Origin of the sequence: Micromonospora sp. WMMD712, from assembly GCF_029581295.1 — a bacterium.
GTDB classification, from domain to species: domain Bacteria; phylum Actinomycetota; class Actinomycetes; order Mycobacteriales; family Micromonosporaceae; genus Micromonospora; species Micromonospora carbonacea.
This window is the reverse complement of record NZ_CP120743.1, coordinates 7,140,203-7,159,370: the sequence shown is the minus strand read 5'-3', so window position 1 is coordinate 7,159,370 and position 19,168 is coordinate 7,140,203. Positions and strand designations below refer to the sequence as shown.

9 protein-coding genes are annotated in these 19,168 nt (G+C 74.9%); 8 read left to right on the top strand and 1 reads right to left on the bottom strand.

The features are described from left to right. Positions 1-6: 6 nt before the first annotated feature. Positions 7-10,512 (bottom strand): type I polyketide synthase, encoded by a 10,506-nt coding sequence (locus tag O7633_RS30630; RefSeq protein WP_282324875.1) that lies wholly within the window; start codon positions 10,510-10,512, stop codon positions 7-9. A gap of 1,248 nt (positions 10,513-11,760) precedes the next feature. Here O7633_RS30630 and O7633_RS30625 point away from each other — a divergent pair. From O7633_RS30625 to O7633_RS30590, 8 genes are all read left to right on the top strand, one after another. Next, complete coding sequence (locus O7633_RS30625) at positions 11,761-12,672, top strand: transketolase (RefSeq protein ID WP_083303085.1); 912 nt, start codon at positions 11,761-11,763, stop codon at positions 12,670-12,672. After that, positions 12,656-13,597: a transketolase C-terminal domain-containing protein gene (locus O7633_RS30620; RefSeq protein ID WP_278133593.1), complete on the top strand. Its 942-nt coding sequence runs from the start codon at positions 12,656-12,658 to the stop codon at positions 13,595-13,597. The genes O7633_RS30625 and O7633_RS30620 overlap by 17 nt, the downstream gene beginning before the upstream one ends. Positions 13,598-13,608: 11 nt before the next feature. Next, on the top strand, positions 13,609-14,376 hold the full coding sequence (locus tag O7633_RS30615; protein WP_074479204.1) for a hypothetical protein: 768 nt from the start codon (positions 13,609-13,611) through the stop codon (positions 14,374-14,376). Then, positions 14,373-15,038: an SIS domain-containing protein gene (locus O7633_RS30610; RefSeq protein WP_278133590.1), complete on the top strand. Its 666-nt coding sequence runs from the start codon at positions 14,373-14,375 to the stop codon at positions 15,036-15,038. Before O7633_RS30615 ends, O7633_RS30610 begins: the two co-directional genes overlap by 4 nt. A gap of 55 nt (positions 15,039-15,093) precedes the next feature. Continuing rightward, positions 15,094-16,179: an MFS transporter gene (locus O7633_RS30605; RefSeq protein WP_278133588.1), complete on the top strand. Its 1,086-nt coding sequence runs from the start codon at positions 15,094-15,096 to the stop codon at positions 16,177-16,179. Between the two features lie 72 nt (positions 16,180-16,251). After that, positions 16,252-17,622, top strand: a complete 1,371-nt coding sequence (locus O7633_RS30600; RefSeq protein ID WP_282324874.1) for a glycosyltransferase — start codon at positions 16,252-16,254, stop codon at positions 17,620-17,622. 14 nt (positions 17,623-17,636) lie between these two features. Further along, the gene (locus O7633_RS30595) at positions 17,637-18,467 is read left to right on the top strand and encodes a phytanoyl-CoA dioxygenase family protein (RefSeq protein ID WP_074479208.1); all 831 of its coding nucleotides are present in this window, start codon (positions 17,637-17,639) and stop codon (positions 18,465-18,467) included. Continuing rightward, complete coding sequence (locus O7633_RS30590) at positions 18,464-19,168, top strand: HAD-IA family hydrolase (RefSeq protein WP_282324873.1); 705 nt, start codon at positions 18,464-18,466, stop codon at positions 19,166-19,168. The genes O7633_RS30595 and O7633_RS30590 overlap by 4 nt, the downstream gene beginning before the upstream one ends.

The window sequence follows — 19,168 nt, the reverse complement described above, 5'->3', positions numbered from 1 at the left end:
TCCGGGTCAGGCCGTTCCGAGCTCGTCGTCGAGCAGGTGGAAGATCTCCTCCGCGGTGGCGGAGGCGAGCCCGCCGTCGCCGGCGCCGTCGGCGGCGGCGTCGGCCTCGGTGTGCGTCCACGCCGACAGCAGCTCCCGCAGCCGGTCGGCGACGGCGGCGCGGTCGGTGTCGTCGGCGGCGACGCCCCGCATGACCGTCTCCAGCTTGCTCAGCTCGCCGAGCACCGACAGCGCGGACGTGCTGCGCTCGGCGAGCAGCGCGCCCCGCAGGTAGCCGACGAGGGCGGTGGTGGTGGGCCGGTCGTAGACGAGGGTCGACGGCAGCCGCAGCCCGGTGGCGGCGGTGAGCCGGTTGCGGAACTCCACCGCCGTCAGCGAGTCGAAGCCCAGCTCCACGAAGCCCTTGTCGGCGTCGATGTCGCGCAGCGACGCGTACCCGAGGACCGCCGCCGCGTGGGTGCGGACCAGGTCGGACAGCACCCGGTCGCGGTCGGCCTCCGCGGTGGCGGCGAGGGTGTCGCGCAACGCCGCCGCCGCGTCGGCGGCCGGTGCCGCCGCCGGTGCCGCCGCGCCGGCCGGGCGGACCAGGCCGTGCAGCAGCCGGGGCAGCGCCGGCCCGAGCCGGCCGAGCACCCCCAGGTCCAGGGCGACGGGCACGACCACCGGGCCGGCATGGCGCAGCCCCTCGGTGAACAACTCCATGCCCTCGTCGGCGTCGAGGGGGCGGAAGCCGCCCCGGCTCATCCGCCGCTCATCGACGTGGCCGGGCCGCCCGCCGGGCAGGTCGGGGTTGGCCCACGGCCCCCACGCCATCGACGTGACGGTGAGCCCGCGGGCGCGCCGGTGGTGGGCGAGCGCGTCGAGGAAGGCGTTCGCGGCGGCGTGGTTGGCCTGCCCGGGGCCGCCGAACAGCCCGGACGCCGACGAGAACAGCACGAACGCGGCGAGGTCCAGCTTCTCGGTCAGCTCGTGCAGGTGCCAGGCGGCGTCGACCTTCGGCCCGAGGACGGCGTCGAAGCGGGCCGGGGTGAGCGCCGGCAGCACCCCGTCGTCGAGGACCCCGGCGGCGTGCACGACGCCGACGAGGGGCCGGTCGGCGGGGATCTCGTCGAGCAGCACGGCGAGCGCGGCGCGGTCGGTGACGTCGGCGGCGACCACCTGCGCGGCGACGCCGAGGCCGGTCAGCTCGGCGACGAGGTCCGCCGCGCCGGGGGCGTCGGGGCCGCTGCGGCTGGCCAGCAGCAGCCCGCGTACCCCGTGCCGGGTGGCCAGGTGCCGGGCGACGAGCCGACCGAGCGCGCCGGTCGCGCCGGTGACCAGGACGGTGCCGGCGGACAGGTCGGGGGCCGCCGCCTCGGCCGGCGGCGGGCCGAGCCGGGCCAGCCGGGGCACGCGGAGCTGCCCAGCGCGGACGGCGAGCTGTGGCTCCCCGGTGGCCAGGGCCGCCGGCAGCGCCGCCGCCGACCGGGGGTCGTCGAGGTCGAGCAGGACGATCCGGCCCGGGTGCTCCGACTGGGCGGAGCGCACCAGGCCCCACACGGTGGCGGCGGGCAGGTCAGTGAGCCGGTCGTCGGCGGCGACGGCGACCGCGCCCCGGGTGACCACGACGAGGCGGACCGGTTCCAGCTCCGGCCGGGCCAGCCAGTCCTGGGCCAGGGCGAGGGCCTCGTGGGCGGCCAGGTGCGCGGCCCGCGCCGGGCTCGGCTCGTCGGCACGCTGCCCGGTCACGGCGGCGAGCACCGCGTCGGGCCGGGCCGCGCCGCCGGCCACGGCCGCGACCAGGTCGTCCAGGCTCGGGTACGCCTCGACGCCCGGCCACCCGGCGCTTCCGGCGAAGGCTCCGACGCCCGGCCACCCGGCGCTTCCGGCGAAGGCTTCGGCGGCCGGACCGAGCGCGGCGAGGGCGGCGGGCCGGGCGGCGGCCGGTTCCGGGGTGACCCAGTCGAGGCGGTGCAGGGACCGGTTGGCGGTGCGGCGGGCGGCGCTGAGCTGGTCGGCGGTGATCGGCCGCAGCACGAGGGCGTCGAGGGAGGCGACGGGCACGCCGCCGGTGTCGGTGACGGTGGCCGCCACCGAACCGTCGGCGGCGGTGAGCCGCACGCGCAGTTCCCGGGACCGGGTGGGCGCGATCGCCACCCCGGTCCAGGAGAACGGCAGCCCCGGCTGCACGCCGCTGCCGGTGCTGTCGCCGTCGGCCTCGCTGCCGGTGCGGCCGGTGCCGGCGGCCCCGCTGTGGGCGCTGCTGTCGGGCTGGCTGCCGGTGCCGGCGAGGGCGCTCGCGCCGATGGCGTGCAGGGCGGCGTCGAGCAGGGCCGGGTGCACGGTGAACGGGGCCGCGTCGCCGGGCGCGTCGGCGTCGAGGGCGACCTCGGCGAGGAGGTCGTCGCCGTGCCGCCAGGCGGCGCGCAGCGCGCGGAACACGGGCCCGTAGTGGTAGCCCTGCCCGGCGAGGTGCGGATACAGGGCGTCGAGGGCGATCGGTTCCGCCCCGGGCGGGGGCCACGCGGCGGCCGGGGCGACGGTCACCGGCCGGGTGGGGGCGAGCAGGCCGTGGGCGTGCCGCTGCCACTGCCGGCCGGCCGCCCCGGGCTGGTCGCCGCCGTCTGCGGAGGACGGGTGGGCCTCGCCGACACACGAGTGGACGGAGACGGGCCGCAGGCCGTCCTCGCCGGCCGCGCCGACGCGGACCCGCAGGTCCACGCTCCCCTCCTCCGGTACGGCGAGCGGTGCCTCCAGGACCAGCTCGGTCACGTGGGCGGCGTCGACGTGCCGGCCGCTGAAGGAGGCCAGCTCGACGAGCGCGGTGCCGGGCAGCAGGACGGTGCCGAGCACGGCGTGGTCGGCGAGCCACGGGTGGGTGGCCAGGGAGATCCGGCCGGTGAGCAGCAGGCCCTCGTCGCCCGGCAGGTCGGCCACCGCGCTGAGCAGCGGATGGTCGGCGGCGTCGAGGCCGACCGCCGGCAGCCCGGCCCGGCCCGCGCCGCTGCCCTGCAACCAGTAGCGGTCCCGCGCGAACGGGTAGGTGGGCAGGTCGACGGTGCCGGCGGCGGCGAGGACCTTCGTCAGGTCGACGGGCAGGCCGATCGCGTGCGCGGCAGCCAGGTTGGACAGCAGCCGCGTCGGGTCGTCATCACCCCGGCGCAGGCTGCCCAGCGTGTGACCGGTGACCCCGGCGTCGTCGAGGATCGCCGTCACCGGCATCGTCAACACCGGATGCGGACTGATCTCCACGAACGTGGCGTGCCCGGCCGCCACAGCGACCCGCACCGCCGCGTCGAACTGCACCGTCTGCCGCAGGTTGTCATACCAGTAGTCCGCCGTCATCGACGCCGGGTCGACCCAGTCCCCCGTCAACGTCGACACCAGCCGAACCCGACCCGACTGCGGGGTCACGTCGGCCAGATCCGCCCGGAGCCGCTCCGCCACCTCCTGCACCGACGGGGAGTGCGACGCGTAGTCCACCGGGATCAACCGCGCCCGAACACCGTCGGCCTGGCAGGCGTCCACCAGGTCCGCGACCGGCTGCGGCGGACCCGACACCACCACCGTGGCCGGACCGTTCACCGCGGCCACACCCACACCCGGGAAGCTCGACAGGCGAGAAGCCACCGCGTCGGCCGACAGGTCCACCGACGCCATCGCCCCGGTCCCCCGCAACACCGCAAGCGCCCGCGACCGCAAAGCGACGGTCTTCGCCGCGTCGTCGAGGGACAGGATCCCCGCCACACACGCGGCACCGATCTCACCCTGCGAGTGACCCACCACCACCTGCGGGGACACGCCCACGTGCTCCCACACCGCCGCCAGAGCGATGCCCCCCGCCCACAGGACCGGCTGCACCACCTCGACCCGCTCCAACCACGACTCGTCGTCGCCGGTCAACACCGACACCAGGTCCACATCCAGGAACGGGGCGAGGGCACGCTGACACTCCGCCAACTTCGCGTCGAACACGGGCGTGCGGCCGACCAGACCGGCGGCCATGCGCGCCGACTGCGCACCCTGACCCGGGAACACGAACACCGGCCCGGAACCATGACCCGACGCCACACCGGACACCACGTTGCCCGCCGGCAGACCGGACGCGAGGGCATCCAGGCCGGCGAGCAGGTCGGCCATGCCCGACCCGACGACCGACGCCCGCTGATCGAACGTGGCACGCGTGGTGGCGAGGGACCAGGCCAGCGCGGCAGGGTCGAGGGTGTCGAGGTCGCGTACGTGGGTGGCCAGCCGGGCGGCCTGGTCGCGCAGCGCCGCCGCCGACCGGGCCGACACCGGCCAGACGAGGACGTCGGCGTCGACCAGCCCCGGCGCGGGGTCCTCGACGGGGGCGTCGGCGGGTTCCTCCGGCTGCTCGATGATGACGTGGGCGTTGGTGCCGGACATGCCGAACGACGACACCGCCGCCCGGCGGGGCCGGTCCACCACCGGCCACGGCCGCGCCTCCGTGACCAGGTCCACCGCGCCCGCAGACCAGTCGATGTGCGGCGACGGCTCGTCCACGTGCAACGACGCCGGCACCACACCGTGCCGCATCGCCTGCACCACCTTGATCACACCCGCCACACCCGCCGCCGCCTGCGCATGACCGATGTTCGACTTGACCGACCCCAACAGCAACGGCCGGTCACCGGGACGATCCTGCCCGTACGTCGCCAACAACGCCTGCGCCTCGATCGGATCACCCAACGTCGTACCCGTCCCGTGCGCCTCCACCACGTCCACATCCGACGTCGACAACCGCGCGTTCGCCAGGGCCTGCCGGATCACCCGCTGCTGCGACGGACCGTTCGGCGCGGTCAACCCGTTCGACGCGCCGTCCTGGTTCACGGCGCTGCCGCGTACCACGGCGAGGACCCGGTGCCCGTTGCGGCGGGCGTCAGAGAGCCGTTCGACGAGGAGCATGCCCACGCCCTCGGACCAGCCCGTACCGTCGGCCGACGCCGCGAACGACTTGCACCGGCCGTCGGCGGCGAGGCCCTGCTGGCGGGAGAACTCGGCGAACGTGCCGGGGGTGGCCATCACGGTGACGCCGCCGGCCAGGGCCAGGTCGCACTCGCCCCGGCGCAGCGCCTCACCGGCCAGGTGCAGCGCGACCAGCGACGACGAGCAGGCGGTGTCGACGGTGACGGCGGGCCCTTCGAGGCCGAGCGTGTACGCGACGCGACCGGAGATGATGCTGTGCGCGGCACCGGTCATCAGGTAGCCCTCGGTGCCCTCGGGCACCTCGGTGAGCCCGGTGCCGTAGCCGGAGGTGGACGCGCCGACGAACACGCCGGTGCGGCTGCCCTTGAGGCTGCCGGGGTCGAGCCCGGCGCGTTCCAGGACCTCCCAGGACGCCTCCAGGGTGAGCCGCTGCTGCGGGTCCATGGCGAGGGCCTCGCGCGGCGAGATGCCGAAGAACGCGGGGTCGAAGGCGGGGACGTCGTAGAGGAAGCCGCCGGCCGGGGCGTATCCGCTGTCCGGGGTGGTGGTGGCCCAGCCCCGGTCGGTGGGGAAGTCGCCGATGGCGTCGACACCGTCGGCGACGAGCCGCCACAGCTCCTCGGGGCTGCGGGCGTCGCCGGGGTAGCGGCAGGCCATGCCGACGATGGCGACGGGTTCATCGGTGCCCACGGCGACGCGGGCCTCGGCGGTCGCGGTGGTGGTGCCGAACGCGGTCTCGCGCAGGTGCCGGGCCAGGTCGGCGGGGGTCGGGTGGTCGAAGACGAGGGTGGACGGCAGGCGCAGCCCGGTGACCTCGTTGAGCCGGGTACGCAGGTCCACGGCGGTGAGCGAGTCGAAGCCGAGGTCGGCGAACGGCCGGCCGCGCAGGTCGTCGGCGGTGGCGTGGCCGAGGACGCGGGCGGTCTGCGCGTTGACGATGGCGAGCAGTTCGCGTTCCTGCTCGGCCTCGGGCAGGTCGGCGAGGTGGCGCAGGGCGTCGGCGACGCCGGCCGGCGCGGCGGCGGCCTCGGCGTCGGCTTCGGCGAGGGCCCGCACCTGGGGCAGCTCCGACAACAGCGGGCTGGGTCGGGTGAGGGTGAACGCCGGGTGGAAGCGGCCCCAGTCGACGTCGGCGACGGTGACGCAGGGGGTGGGCCGGCGTACCGCCCGGTCGAGGGCGACGAGGGCGTGCTGCGGGTCGATGGTGGGCAGGCCCATCCGGTGCAGCGCCTCGGTGGCGGTGTTCTTGGCGGCCATGCCGTCGGCCCCGCCCCACGCGGTCCAGGACACGGCGGTGGCGGCGAGGCCCCGGTCGCGGCGGTGCACGGCGAGCGCGTCGAGCAGCGAGTTGCCGGCCCCGTACGCGCACTGGCCGGCGCTGCCCCACACGCCGGAGATGGAGGAGAACATCAGGAACGCGGCCAGCGGCCGGTCGGCGAGGCAGTCGTGCAGGTGCAGCGCGCCGAGCACCTTGCCGGCGACGACGTGGGAGAACTCGTCGAGGGTGGTGCCGGTGAGCGGGGTGAGCTGGTCGGTGCCGGCGGCGTGCACGACGGCGGTCAGGTCGGGCAGCGTGTCCAGCAGCGCGGCGACGGCGTCCCGGTCGGTGACGTCGCAGGCGGCGGCGGTGACCCGCCCGTCGTCGGCGTACCCGTCGAGGAGGCCGGGGGTGGCGGCGCCGCGCCGGCCGACGAGGACGACCCGGCGGGCACCCTTGTCGAGCAGCCAGCGGGTGACGTGGCCGCCGAGCGCGCCGGTGCCGCCGGTGACCAGGACGGTGCCGTCGGCCCACCAGTCGGCGGCGGGCCGGTCGGGGGCGGCGGCCGGGGCGAGCCGGCGGCCCCAGACTCCGCCGGGGCGCACGGCGACCTGGTCCTCGCCGCTGCCGCCGGCCAGGACGGCGGCGAGCCGGCGCAGCACGCTCTCGTCGGGGTGGGCCGGCACGTCGACGAGGCCGCCCCAGCGGTGCGGCTGCTCGACGGCGGCGGCCCGGCCGAGGCCCCACACGAGGGTCTGGAGGGGGTGCTCGACCCGGTCGGCGGGGCCGGCCTTGACGGCCCCGCTGGTGACGCACCAGACGGGCACGGCGACGTCGAGGTCGGTGAGGGCCTGGAGCAGCACGAGGGTGGTGGCGGCGGCGACGCTCGTGCCGGGGTGGGCGGGCAGCAGCGCGTCCTGGCCGGCGACGAGGTGCAGCACCCCGGCGACGGGATCGTCGCCGACGGCGGCGCGCAGCCGGTCGGCGAGCGCGGCCCGGTCGAGGTCGTCGGCCCCGACGCGCAGGGTCGCCGGCTCGTCGCCGCCGGCCCGCAGCAGGCCGGCGAGGCCGTCGGCCCAGGCGGGCGCGGTATCTGCGGGCGCGGCGTCGGCGGGCAGCACGAGCAGCCAGCGGCCCGCCGGCCGGTCCCCCTCGGCGACCGGCACGGGCTTCCACACCACCTGGTACGACCAGCCGTCCGCCACGCCCGAGTCGTGCCGGTCGCGTCGCCAGGCGGCGAGGACGGGCAGCGCGGGCAGCAGGGCGTCCACGGGGTCGGCGTCGCCGGCCGGGGCGCTGCCGAGCTGGTCGCGCAGGGCGTCGACGTCGGCCCGTTCGACGGCCGCCCAGAACGCGGCGTCGGCGGTGGACTCCGTGCCGGCGGGGGCGGGCGGGGCCGTCAGGTCGGGCCAGTAGCGCTCGCGGTGGAACGCGTATCCGGGCAGCCGGACCCGGCGGGGGTCGGCGCCGGCGAACAGTTCCCGCCAGCCGACGGGCACCCCGGCGACGTGCAGCTCGGCGAGCGCGGTGAGCAGGGACGCCGGCTCGGGGCGGTCGCGGCGCAGTAGCGCCACGGCGGCGGTGGGGTCGGCGTCGGGCCCGAGGATGTCACGGGTCAGCGCGGTGAGCACCCCGCTGGGGCCGACCTCGAGGTACGTGCCGACGCCGTGGGCGCGCAGCCGTTCGACACCGTCGGCGAAGCGGACCGCCTCGCGGACGTGCCGCACCCAGTAGTCCGGGGTGCGGACCGCCGCCGGGTCGGCCAGGTCACCGGTCAGGTTGGACACGATGGGCAGGGTCGGCGCGCGCAGGTCGAGCCCGGCGACGACGGCGGCGAACCCGGCGAGCATCGGCTCCATCAGCGGGCTGTGGAACGCGTGGCTGACCTTCAACCGCCGCGTCTTCACCCCACGCGCGGCCCACAGCTCGGCGAGTTCGTCGACGGCGGCCTCGGCACCGGAGACGACCACGGCGGCGGGGCCGTTGACGGCGGCGATCCCCACGCGTCCGGCGTGCTCCTCCAGGCTCGCCGCCACCTCGCCCTCGGACGCCGCGACCGCCAGCATCGCCCCGCCGGTCGGCAGCGCCTGCATCAGCCGGCCCCGCGCCGCCACCAGCGTCGCCGCGTCGGCGAGGGTGAACACCCCGGCGACGTGCGCGGCGGTGATCTCGCCGATCGAGTGGCCGATCAGCACGTCGGGGGTGACGCCCCAGGACTCCAGCAGCCGGTGCAGGGCCACCTCGACGGCGAACAGCCCGGCCTGGGTGAACACCGTCTGGTCGAGCAGCGCGGCGTCGGGCGTGCCGGCCTCGGCGAACAGGACGGTCTTCAGCGGCTTCGGCAGCCGGGGGTCGAGGTGCGCGCAGACCTCGTCGAGGGCGGCGGCGAACGCCGGGAACGCGGCGGCCAGCTCCCGGCCCATGCCGACGCGCTGCGCGCCCTGCCCGGAGAACAGGAACGCGAGCTGCCCGCCGCGCGGCGCGCCGGTGACGAGGCCGGGGGAGGTGTCGCCGGCGGCGAGCGTACGCAGGTCGCGCAGCAGGCCGGCGCGGTCGGCGGCGAGGACGACGGCCCGGTGTTCCAGCGCGCCCCGGGTGGTGACCGACGACCAGCCGAGGTCGGTCAGCCGCGCCCCGGCACCGGTGCCGGTGCCGGCGGCTCCGGTGCCGGCGTCGGGCTCGGCGGCTCCGGTGCCGGGGTCCGCGGCTTCGGCGCTGTGGTCGGCGGCTCCGGTGCCGGGGTCGGCGGCTTCGGCTTCGGCGGCGGCGAGCCAGTCGGCCCAGCGGGCGGCCTGGGCGGGCAGCGCGGCGGCGTCCCGGGCGGACAGCAGCACCGGGACCAGGCCGGCGGTCGCCACCGGCGCGGGGATGGCCGGTCGGGTCGCCGGGGCGGCCTCGGCGGGCGGGGCGCCGGGGGCGGTCGGGGCGGCGTCCGGCGTCTCCGCCGGGGCCTCCTCGATGATCACGTGGGCGTTGGTGCCGCTCATCCCGAAGGAGGAGACGCCCGCGCGGCGGGGCCGCTCCCCCGCCGGCCAGGGCTGCGCCTCGGTGAGCAGGGACACCGCGCCGGCCGTCCAGTCGACGTGCGGGGTCGGCTCGTCGACGTGCAGGGTGGCGGGAAGCTGGCCGTGGCGCAGCGCCAGCACCATCTTGATGACCCCGGCGACACCGGCGGCGGCCTGGGTGTGGCCGATGTTCGACTTGACCGAGCCGAGTCGCAGCGGCCGGTCCGCCGGGCGACCCTGCCCGTACGTGGCGAGCAGCGCGGTGGCCTCGATCGGGTCGCCGAGGCTGGTGCCGGTGCCGTGGGCCTCGACGGCGTCCACGTCGGCGGGGGTGAGCCGCGCGCCGGCCAGCGCCTGGAGCACCACCCGCTGCTGGGCGGGCCCGTTGGGGGCGGTCAGCCCGTTGGACGCGCCGTCCTGGTTGACGGCGGAGCCCCGCACCACGGCGAGGACGGGGTGGCCGTTGCGGCGGGCGTCGGACAGCCGCTCGACGAGGAGCACGCCGACGCCCTCGCCCCAGGCGGTGCCGTCGGCGGCCCCGGCGAACGCCTTGACCCGGCCGTCGACGGCGAGGCCGCGCTGCCGGGAGAAGCCGATGAACGCGGCCGGGGTGGACATGACGGTCGCGCCGCCGGCCAGCGCGAGGGTGCACTCCCCCTGCCGCAGGGCGTGGCAGGCCAGGTGCAGCGCCACCAGCGACGACGAGCAGGCGGTGTCGACGGAGACGGCGGGGCCCTCCACGCCGAGCACGTACGAGATGCGGCCGGAGACGACGCTGGCGGCGGTGCCGGTGAGGACGTACCCCTCGACTCCGGGCGGGGGCGACTGGAGCAGCGCCGCGTAGTCCTGGCCGGTTGTGCTGGCGAAGACGCCGACCTGGTGGCCGCGCAGCGTCGCCGGGTCGATGCCCGCGTGCTCGAACGCCTCCCAGGAGGTCTCCAGCAGCAGCCGCTGCTGCGGGTCCATGCCCAGCGCCTCGCGCGGGGAGATGCCGAAGAACCCGGCGTCGAACTCGGTGGCCGAGTCGAGGAACCCGCCCTGCCCGACGTACGAGGTGCCGGGGTGGTCGGGGTCGGGGTGGACGAGCCGGTCGACGTCCCAGCCCCGGTCGGCGGGGAAGTCGGAGATGGCGTCCCGGCCGTCGGCGACGAGCCGCCACAGGTCCTCGGGGGACCGCACGCCGCCCGGGAACCGGCAGCCGATGCCGACGATGGCGATGGGCTCCCGGTGGGCCGCCTCCAGCTCCCCGAGTTTCCTCTTCGTCTGGTGAAGATCCGCGGTCACCCATTTCAGGTATTCCCGGAGAGTGTCCTCAGTCGCCATTAGCGCCACCTTTTCGGGCCGGAACAAACAGGCGACCCAATACCGTCCACAGACGCCTCAAGCCGCGACACCAAGGCCCATCAAGCCCGACCACGAATTGCATTAACCAACAGTGTTGACCGCGCCCACCAGGTCTTACTTACCGGAGGAAGGTAAATGTCGACCGGCGGCGGTCACAACCCCTACGGTGCCCCTAGGGTCGCCCCTACCAGAACCAGGCTCGGACCGGCCGCAGGCTGGGCCGGGGCCGCCCCGAGGGGGCCGCCGGGCGCGCGGGCGGGGGCGGTACCGACGGGGGGCGGCCACGGAGCGCCGTCGACTTTCGGCCGCCCGGATCCCGGCCCGGGCGGCGGCCGGACGGGCGCGCCCCCGATCGCGCCGTTCCGCCGATGTCGAACAATCGGCCGCCGACCCGCGGTAAGGAAACGTCAGGCCACCCCTTGTCATTTTTTCGTTTGCGGCGGGCCGTGGCGCCCCGCGCCCCACCGGGCGGAGCTCCCCGGGGGCCGACGCCGGCATCGGGTGGGGCATTGGGCGGGCCGGGGTGGCGGACGCCGCCGCCGGGGCCGGGACGCGGCACGGGCAGATCCGGCCCGCAATTCCCACCGTCAGGCATTGCGAATGCGGGCCGAAAGAGCACCCGAACGAAGTGCACAATATGAAACAATAATGTGACCCACATCACGTTTAAAGCGAGAAAAGGCGTTATCCGCTCCCGCCCCACCCGCTCGGTCCACCCCGGATCGCCGAGGTGGCAACGCATTCCGCAGTCAGCGCTGCACATCCCACCGCGGCTCGCCGAAACGAATTCGCCCTTGACGGATTCGCGGCAGCCCAGCAATGTGACTGGAGGCGGCAGCATTACCCCGAATTGGAGAAATCGTTGGCGATGTCGACCGGTCGGCACGCTGCCGGCGGGCGGACCGGCGCGGGGCCCTCCCGACCGTCGGGCGGCCGACCCCCGCGGCCCGCCGGGCACGACCGCCGGGCCCGGCGCGACGGCCCGTCCGGCGACGACCCGCACCTGCCCACCTGAACCACCCGCCCACCCTGAGTTGCCCGACCGCCGGCGACCGCGCCACCGCGCCGACGCCCGCGATCCCCGTGTGTGATCCGTCCCGCGCCGCTCGGCGCGCTCCTCCGCGATGCCCGAACGTCACCGTGTCGGCCCGCCTCGGCGGCCGACTCCACCACGCGTATCAACCTGCCCGCAGCCATCGGGCCGGATCCTGACAGGAAGGCGCACGCATGCAGCCCAGCATCAGCTATGCCACACCTGTGCCACCGCCGGACGACAGGCTCTCCCACCGGCGGGAGTCGCCCCTGCCGACGCGGCTGGCCCGGACGGGACAACTGGCCGACCGCAGCCGCGCGGCGGTGCTGGAAATGATCTACCGCGCCGGCTCGGGACACGTCGGTTCGTCACTGTCCTGCGTCGACATCATCAGCGTGCTGCGATTCGACCAGATGAACTGGTCCGCGACGCGGCCCCGCAGCGAAAGCGACGTGTTCATCCTCTCCAAGGGCCACGCGGCCCCGGCCTGGTACGCCTCCCTCATGGTCGGCGGCGACCTGGGACCCGAGGAGGTCGGCACCCTGCGCCAGATCGACAGCCGGTTGCAGGGGCACCCGGACCGCACCCGGCTGGACCTCGTGGACCTCAGCACCGGCGCGCTGGGCCAGGGGCTCTCCGTGGCCGTCGGGCGGGCCCAGGCCAAGCGGCTGCGGGGCCGGGGCGACTTCGTGTACTGCCTGGCCGGCGACGGGGAGTTGCAGGAGGGCCAGATCTGGGAGGCGGTGACCGTGGCCGGCGCGCGTCGACTCGCCAACGTCGTGCTGGTCGTCGACCACAACGGCAGCCAGAACGACGGGCTGCTGTCCGAGATCATGCCGTTGGCCGGGCTGGCCGAGCGGTTCCGCGCCTTCGAGTGGCACGTCCAGGACGTCAACGGCCACTCCCACCTGTCGCTGATGGACGCCCTGGCCAACGCCCGCGACAACCAGGCGCAGCCCTCCGTGGTCATCGCGCGCACCCGCAAGGGGCATCTCGGGCCCGGGAGGATCGCGCTCAACGGATCACACAGCGCGACCCTCACCACGGAGGAGTACGAGTCGGCGATGCGCTACCTGGAGGGGAGGCGCGATGAAAGCCACCCGTGACTGGTTCGGCGAGTCCCTGGCCGACCTCGCGGCCGAGCACGAGGACATCGTGGTGGTGAACTGCGACCTGGCCTCGGCCACCAAGACGGCCGCCTTCCGGGCGCGGTTCCCGCACCGGTTCTTCGAGGTCGGCATCGCCGAGGCCAACGCCGTGGGCGTCGCGGCCGGCCTGGCGCAGGAGGGCTTCCGGCCGTTCGTCGCGAGCTTCGGGCACTTCCTGACCGGGAAGTACCTGGAGATATTCCAGTCGGTGGGGCTCAACGACGCCGGCGTCGTGCTGGTCGGCACCCACGCCGGCCTGGCCATCGGCAAGGACGGGCCCACCCAGATGGGTCTGCGGGACGTCGCGCTGATGCGGACCCTGCCCAACGTGGAGATCCTGCATCCCGTCGACGGCGTGGAGACCCGGGAGATGATGCGCCACGTCGTCGGCCACCGCCGGCCCGCCTACCTTCGGCTCTGCCGCCAGCCGCAGCGCGAGGTGCACGACCCGCGGCACCGGTTCGTGCCCGGCGCGCCGGACGTCCTGCACGCGGGGCGCGACGTCGTCGTCTTCTCGATGGGCGGCACGGTGGGCGTGGTCCTGGACGCGCTGGACACCCTGGCCGCGCGGGGCATCACGCCGACCGTCGTGAACGTCTCCTCGTTGCCGGTCGACGCCGCGGCGCTGGGCGACATCGTCGACGCGCACCGACGGGTGTTCGTCATCGAGGACCACTACGTCCGGGGCGGGCTGGCCGACGAGATCGCCCGGATCGTCCTCGACCGGGGGCACCGGGTCGCGTTCCGCGCCTGGGGTGTCCCCGACTACGGCCAGGCGGGCGACCCCCGCGACCTCTACGCCCGTTACCGGCTGGACCGCGACGGCGTGGTGCACCACCTGACGAGCTTCGCCGACGCCGACCTGGCGACGGCCCCGCGATGAGGAGGAACGTCTTGGAACAGCAGGTACGCAACAGCCGGGACCTGGTGGACGGGCTGGCCGACCGGCCGTACGTGTTCGTGGAGCACCGCCTCGGGGCCGGCGAGACGGTGGACTTCCGGTCGCATCCCCACGGCCACCGCAGCTTCGTGGTGGTCGCCGGCCGGGTGCGGGTCGAGCAGCGCTCCGGCAGCGGGTCGCCGCGCGAGTACGGCGCGCTGCGGGGATGGCACGCCCCGCCCGGGGCGGTGTACCGGTTCACGCAGGTCGGCACGGTGCCGGCGATCGTCGTCGAGGCCGGCTCGGACCACGGGGACGCGGCCACCGGGGCCTCGGCGGTCACCGACTGCCTGGACATCGACGACTACCTCGTGGAGAAGCCCTGGGGCCACGAGGTCTGGTACACCAACAACCTGCCCGGCGCGACGTACGCGCTGAAGCAGATCCACATGACGGCGGGCCACCAGTCGTCGTTGCAGTCGCACCAGCGCAAGGTGGAGACGAACTACGTCGTCACCGGCGAGGCCGTCGTGCTCAACGGGACGCCCGCGCCGGCGGACCCGGGGGCGGTGGTCGACGCCGCGGCCATCCCCCGGGCCGGGCACGGACCGGGTTCGAGTTGGACGTCGGACGCCAACGTCCTGCACCGCGTCATCGCGGACACCGACTACACCTCGGTCGAGGTGTCGACCACCGAGTTGGACGACGTGATCAGGTGGGCCGACGACACCAACCGGGGAAACGGGCGGATCGACGCGGAGCACCTGGGGCGGGCCCGGTGAGCGTCGAGGACCTGGTGGGGCTCTACCTCGCCGAGAAGATCGCGATCTGCGAGCAGTTCCCCGTCGCGTCGGTGGCGGCGCTGGCGGAGATGCTGTTCGACACCTACGAGGCCGGCGGCACCGTCTACGCCATGGCCAACGGCGGCAACTCGGGGACCCTCGACCACGCCTACTGCGACTTCAAGCACCACCCCTTCGTCTCGGAGGACAAGTCCCGGCCGTTGCCGCGGTCGGTGAAACGACTGTCGTTCGTGAACCTGTGCGGCTCGCCGGCGGAGCTCACCGGCCTGGTGAACGACCTGGGCCCGGACGAGATGTACGTGGCGTCGCTGGAGCCGGTGGTGACCCGCGACGACCTGGTGATGGCCTACTCCGGCAGCGGCAACTCGCCGAACGTGGTCCGCGCGCTGGAGGTCGCCGGGCAGGCGGGCGCCAGGACGTTCGCCATGACGAAGGGCGACGGGGGCCGCTGCCGCACCCTCGCCGACGTCTGCATCGTCGTGCCCGGGTCGTCGCGGTTCCCGGGACAGACCGGTAGCAACAACAACAACTTTCACTTTGAGGACGCTATGCTGTCACTCAATCACATCCTGGTCGGCCTGTTGAAGCAACGCGTGGCGGAGCGCCTCGCCCGCCTCCCCTCCGGAGTCGCCTCATCCTGAGCCGGCTGCCCGTGAGCGACAGGCGCGCACGCCGAGCGACGAGGAGGCGACCCCGGTGATCGTTACGCAGCCACGGACCGCGGAGGCCCGGGACAGCACCCGGCTGACCGTCACCTACTTCCTGGGCTACGGCCTGGTCGGCCTGCTCTCGGCGGTCCTCGGCCCGTCGATGCAGACCTTCCTGGCCATGACCGGGTCCCCGCTGCGCACACTGGCCATCCTGTTCACCGCCGACGCCTTCGGCTCGGTGTGCGGCTCCCTCATCGCCGGGCGGCTGCTCAACCGGATCGGGACGCACGTGCAGGTGGCGGTGGGGCTGGTCGCGGTCGCGGTGGTCCTCGCCGCGATCCCGCTGCTGCGGTGGCCCGTCGCGCTCGCGGTCCTGTTCTGGGCGCTGGGGCTGGCGAAGACGTTCGTCTTCGTCACGGTCAACACGCTCCTGCTGTGGGTGCGGCGGGCGAAGGTGGGCCCGTTCATCAACGCGGCCGACTTCTTCCTCGGCGCGGGGTCGCTGGTCATGCCGCTGATGATCGGCCTGTCGATCACCTGGACCGGCGGCGTCCGCCTCGCCTACTGGCTGGTCTGCGGGTGCGCGGTCGCGTTGACGCTGTGGGTCCTGCGCACCCGCGCGCCCCGCCCCGAGTCCGAGCAGCGGGGCAGGGGCGGCGGCCGGCACTACCTGATGATCGGCGGCGTGGCGGTCCTGCTGTTCCTCTACGTCGGCGCGGAGATCAGCATCTCGGGTTGGCTCCCCTCGTTCGTCCTGCTCCGTGGGCTGACCGACGACGCCGCCACCGCTGCATACTTCACCTCGCTGTTCTGGGTCGCGGTCACGGTGGGACGCCTGCTGTGGGTGCCGTTCGCCCAGCGGCTGCATCCCGCGGTGATCGTGGCGTCGAGCGCGGCGGTCTGCGCGCTGGCCGTGACGGTCATCGTCAACAACGCCTCGTCGGTGGCGGTCGTGACCGCCGGCGTGGTCACCGTCGGGCTCGGCATGTCGTCGATCTTCCCGTCGGCCTTCGCGATGCTCGCCCGCCGGGTGGAGATGACCGGCATGGTCAGCGGCGTCTGCCTGTGCGCGGCGAGCCTCGGCGCCATGTTCTTCCCCTGGTTGGCCGGGCAGGCGCTGACCGCTCCATGACCCGCACATTCCCGAAGATCGGCAGAACGGAGGCGGCAGGTGCTCAGCATTCAACAGCCAGACCCCCGACCGGTGCTCCCCCGACTGGAGGCGCTGCTCGGCCCGGACCGCGCCGACGCGCTGCGGCTGGCGGCCGCCCGGATCCGGGACCGGCTGGCCGGCGGCACCCTCTGGCACGTCAACTCCACCGGGGCCGGCGGGGGCGTCGCCGAGACCCTCCAGATGGCCCTTCCCCTCTACCGGGACCTCGGCGTGTCGGCGACCTGGGCGGTGATCAACGGCGACGCCGACTTCTTCACGATCACCAAGCGGCTCGGGGTGGCCCTCTACGGCAGCCCGGGTGACGGCGGTCCCCTCGGGCCTGCCGAGCGGGGGCTCTACCTGCGGACGCTGGCCTCGGCCCGCGACGACCTGCTGTCGCGGGTCCGGCCCGGCGACATCGTGATCCTGCACGACCACCAGGCGGCCGGCCTGGCCGAACCGCTGCTGGACCGGGTCGGCGCGGTCTACTGGCGCTGCTACGTCGGCGTCGACGCGCCGACCGAGGCGTCCGAGGCGGCCTGGGACTTCCTCACGCCGCTGCTGACCGGCGTACGCGAGCTGATCTTCTGCGCGGACACGCTCGTGCCCGCCCGGTTCGCGGCCCGCCCGGTCCGGATCCGGCCGCTGTTCACGTCGCCGTTCACCGCGAAGAACTGCGAGCTCGACGCCGCCACCGTCGAGCACCTGCTGGCCCGGTGCGGCCTGCATCCGGAGCACGGGGCGCCCGGCCCGGCGACGCTGCGCACGCCGGTCGGCGAGGTCGGCATCCGGCGACCGCCCCAGGTGATCGCGCAGGAGCGGCCCCGCCCCGGTCAGCCCCTCGTCACCCAGGTCTCCCGGTGGGACCGCCTCAAGGACATGCACGGGGTCCTGGCCGGCGTCACCTCCCACGTGGACGACGGCTACCTCGCGCTCGTCGGGCCGGACACCGCCGCCATCCCCGACGACATCGAACAGCAGGTCTGGTACGACCGCTGCGTCGAGGCGTGGCGGGCGCTGCCGCCGCGCCAGCGCGCACGGGTGGCGCTGGTCTGCCTGCCGATGGCGGACCTGACGGAGAACGCCCTGCTGGTCAACGCGATCCAGCGCGCGTCGGACGTGGTGGTGCAGAAGAGCCTCGCCGAGGGGTTCGGCCTGACGGTCACCGAGGCGATGTGGAAGTCACGGGTGGTGGTGGCGAGCGCCGTCGGCGGCATCCGGACGCAGATCACCGACCAGCTCGACGGCCTGCTGGTGGACGACCCGACGGACCTGGCGGCCTTCGGCCGGGTCCTGCGCCGAGCGGTCGGACGGGAGGTGGACACGCAGATCCTCGGCAAGCGGGCGCACGACAAGGTAAGGGCCGAGTTCCTTCCCGACGGGGAGGTCCTCTCGACCGCGACCATGATCGACGAACTGTGAAAGGCGGTGACCCCGTGCGAGACACCGGAACCGGGCGGCTCGACCCCGACCAGGTGGAGTTCTTCAGGTCGAACGGCTACGTCGTCGGCGACGACCTGCTGAAGCCCGCCGCCTTCGCCGGCCTCCGCGAGCACTTCGAACGCAAGCTCGCGGCCCTGCCGGCGGACGAACGCCCCGAGGACATGGACGTCCCCCACTTCACCGACCCGGAGCTGTTCCGCTGGCTCCTCGACCCCGACGTGCTGGACGTCGCCGAGAGCATCCTCGGGCCGGACATCGCGCTCTTCTCGGCCCACTTCTTCTGCAAGCCCGCCGGCGACGGCAAGGGCGTGCCCTGGCACACGGACGCGTGGTTCTGGCGGGAGACGATCCACCCGCCGGAGCAGGCCGTCACCATCTGGCTGGCGATCGACCCGTCCACCGCCGAGAACGGCAACATGGTGGTGATCCCGGGCAGCCACCGGCAGCAGGCGGACGGGCCCTACCGGGAGGTGCGCTCCGAGGAGAGCGTGTTCACCTGGGAGCTGGACGTGTCGAAGATGCCGGTCGACACGGACCGGGCGGTGCCGATCCCGCTGCGTCCCAACCAGTTCAGCATCCACTCGGGCGGCCTGCTGCACAGCAGCGCGGTCAACCGCAGCACGATCCGCCGCTGCGGCTTCACCATGCGCTACATGAGCACGGCCGTGCGCTTCAACCACGAGGGGGTCGGCCACAAGCACCAGATCTTCCTCGCCCGGGGCGAGGACCGCGCCGGCAACGTCTACGCGCAGCCCTGGCGGGCGTACCCCGAGCTCGTCGACGCCCGCGGCAAGGGCCAGCGCGTGGTGACCGCGGACCGGTGAGGACCCCCGACCTGGTGCTCGACGTGGGCGGCGGCGACCCGGTGCGGCTGCGGTGCGCCGCCGTCCTGTTCGACATGGACGGCACGCTGGTCGACTCCCACGCCTGCGTCGAGTGGAAGTGGCGCACCTGGTGCGCCGGGCACGGCATCGACGCCGACGCGCTGCTGGCGGTCGCCCACGGCCGCCCCCAGGCGGAGACGGTGCGCATCGTCGCGCCGGAGCTGGACACCGAGCGGGAGCTCGACCACCTGACCCGCCTGGAGGAGGGCTGCACGACGGGCATCGTCGAGGTGCCGGGTGCGTCCGCGCTGCTCGACGCGCTGCCGGCCGGGAGGTGGGCGGTGGTCACCTCGGCGTGGCGTCGCCTCATGCAGATCAGGATGGGCTGCGCCGGCCTGCCCCTGCCGGCGGTGACCGTCACCGCCGACGACCCGGTCGACGGCAAGCCGTCGCCGCACGGCTACCTGTCCGCCGCGGCCCGGCTCGGGGTGCGCCCCGCGGACTGTGTGGTCGTGGAGGACACGCCGGTGGGCCTGGCGGCCGGGCAGGCGGCCGGCATGCGCACCATCGCGCTGGCCACGACCTTCCCGGCCGACCGGCTCCCCGCCGGGCTCGTCGTGCCCGACCTCACGCAGGTCCGCCTGCACCGGCCGGGAGGCGGCGGGCCGTCCCCCGCCACCGGCCCCGACCGGAAGGAATGA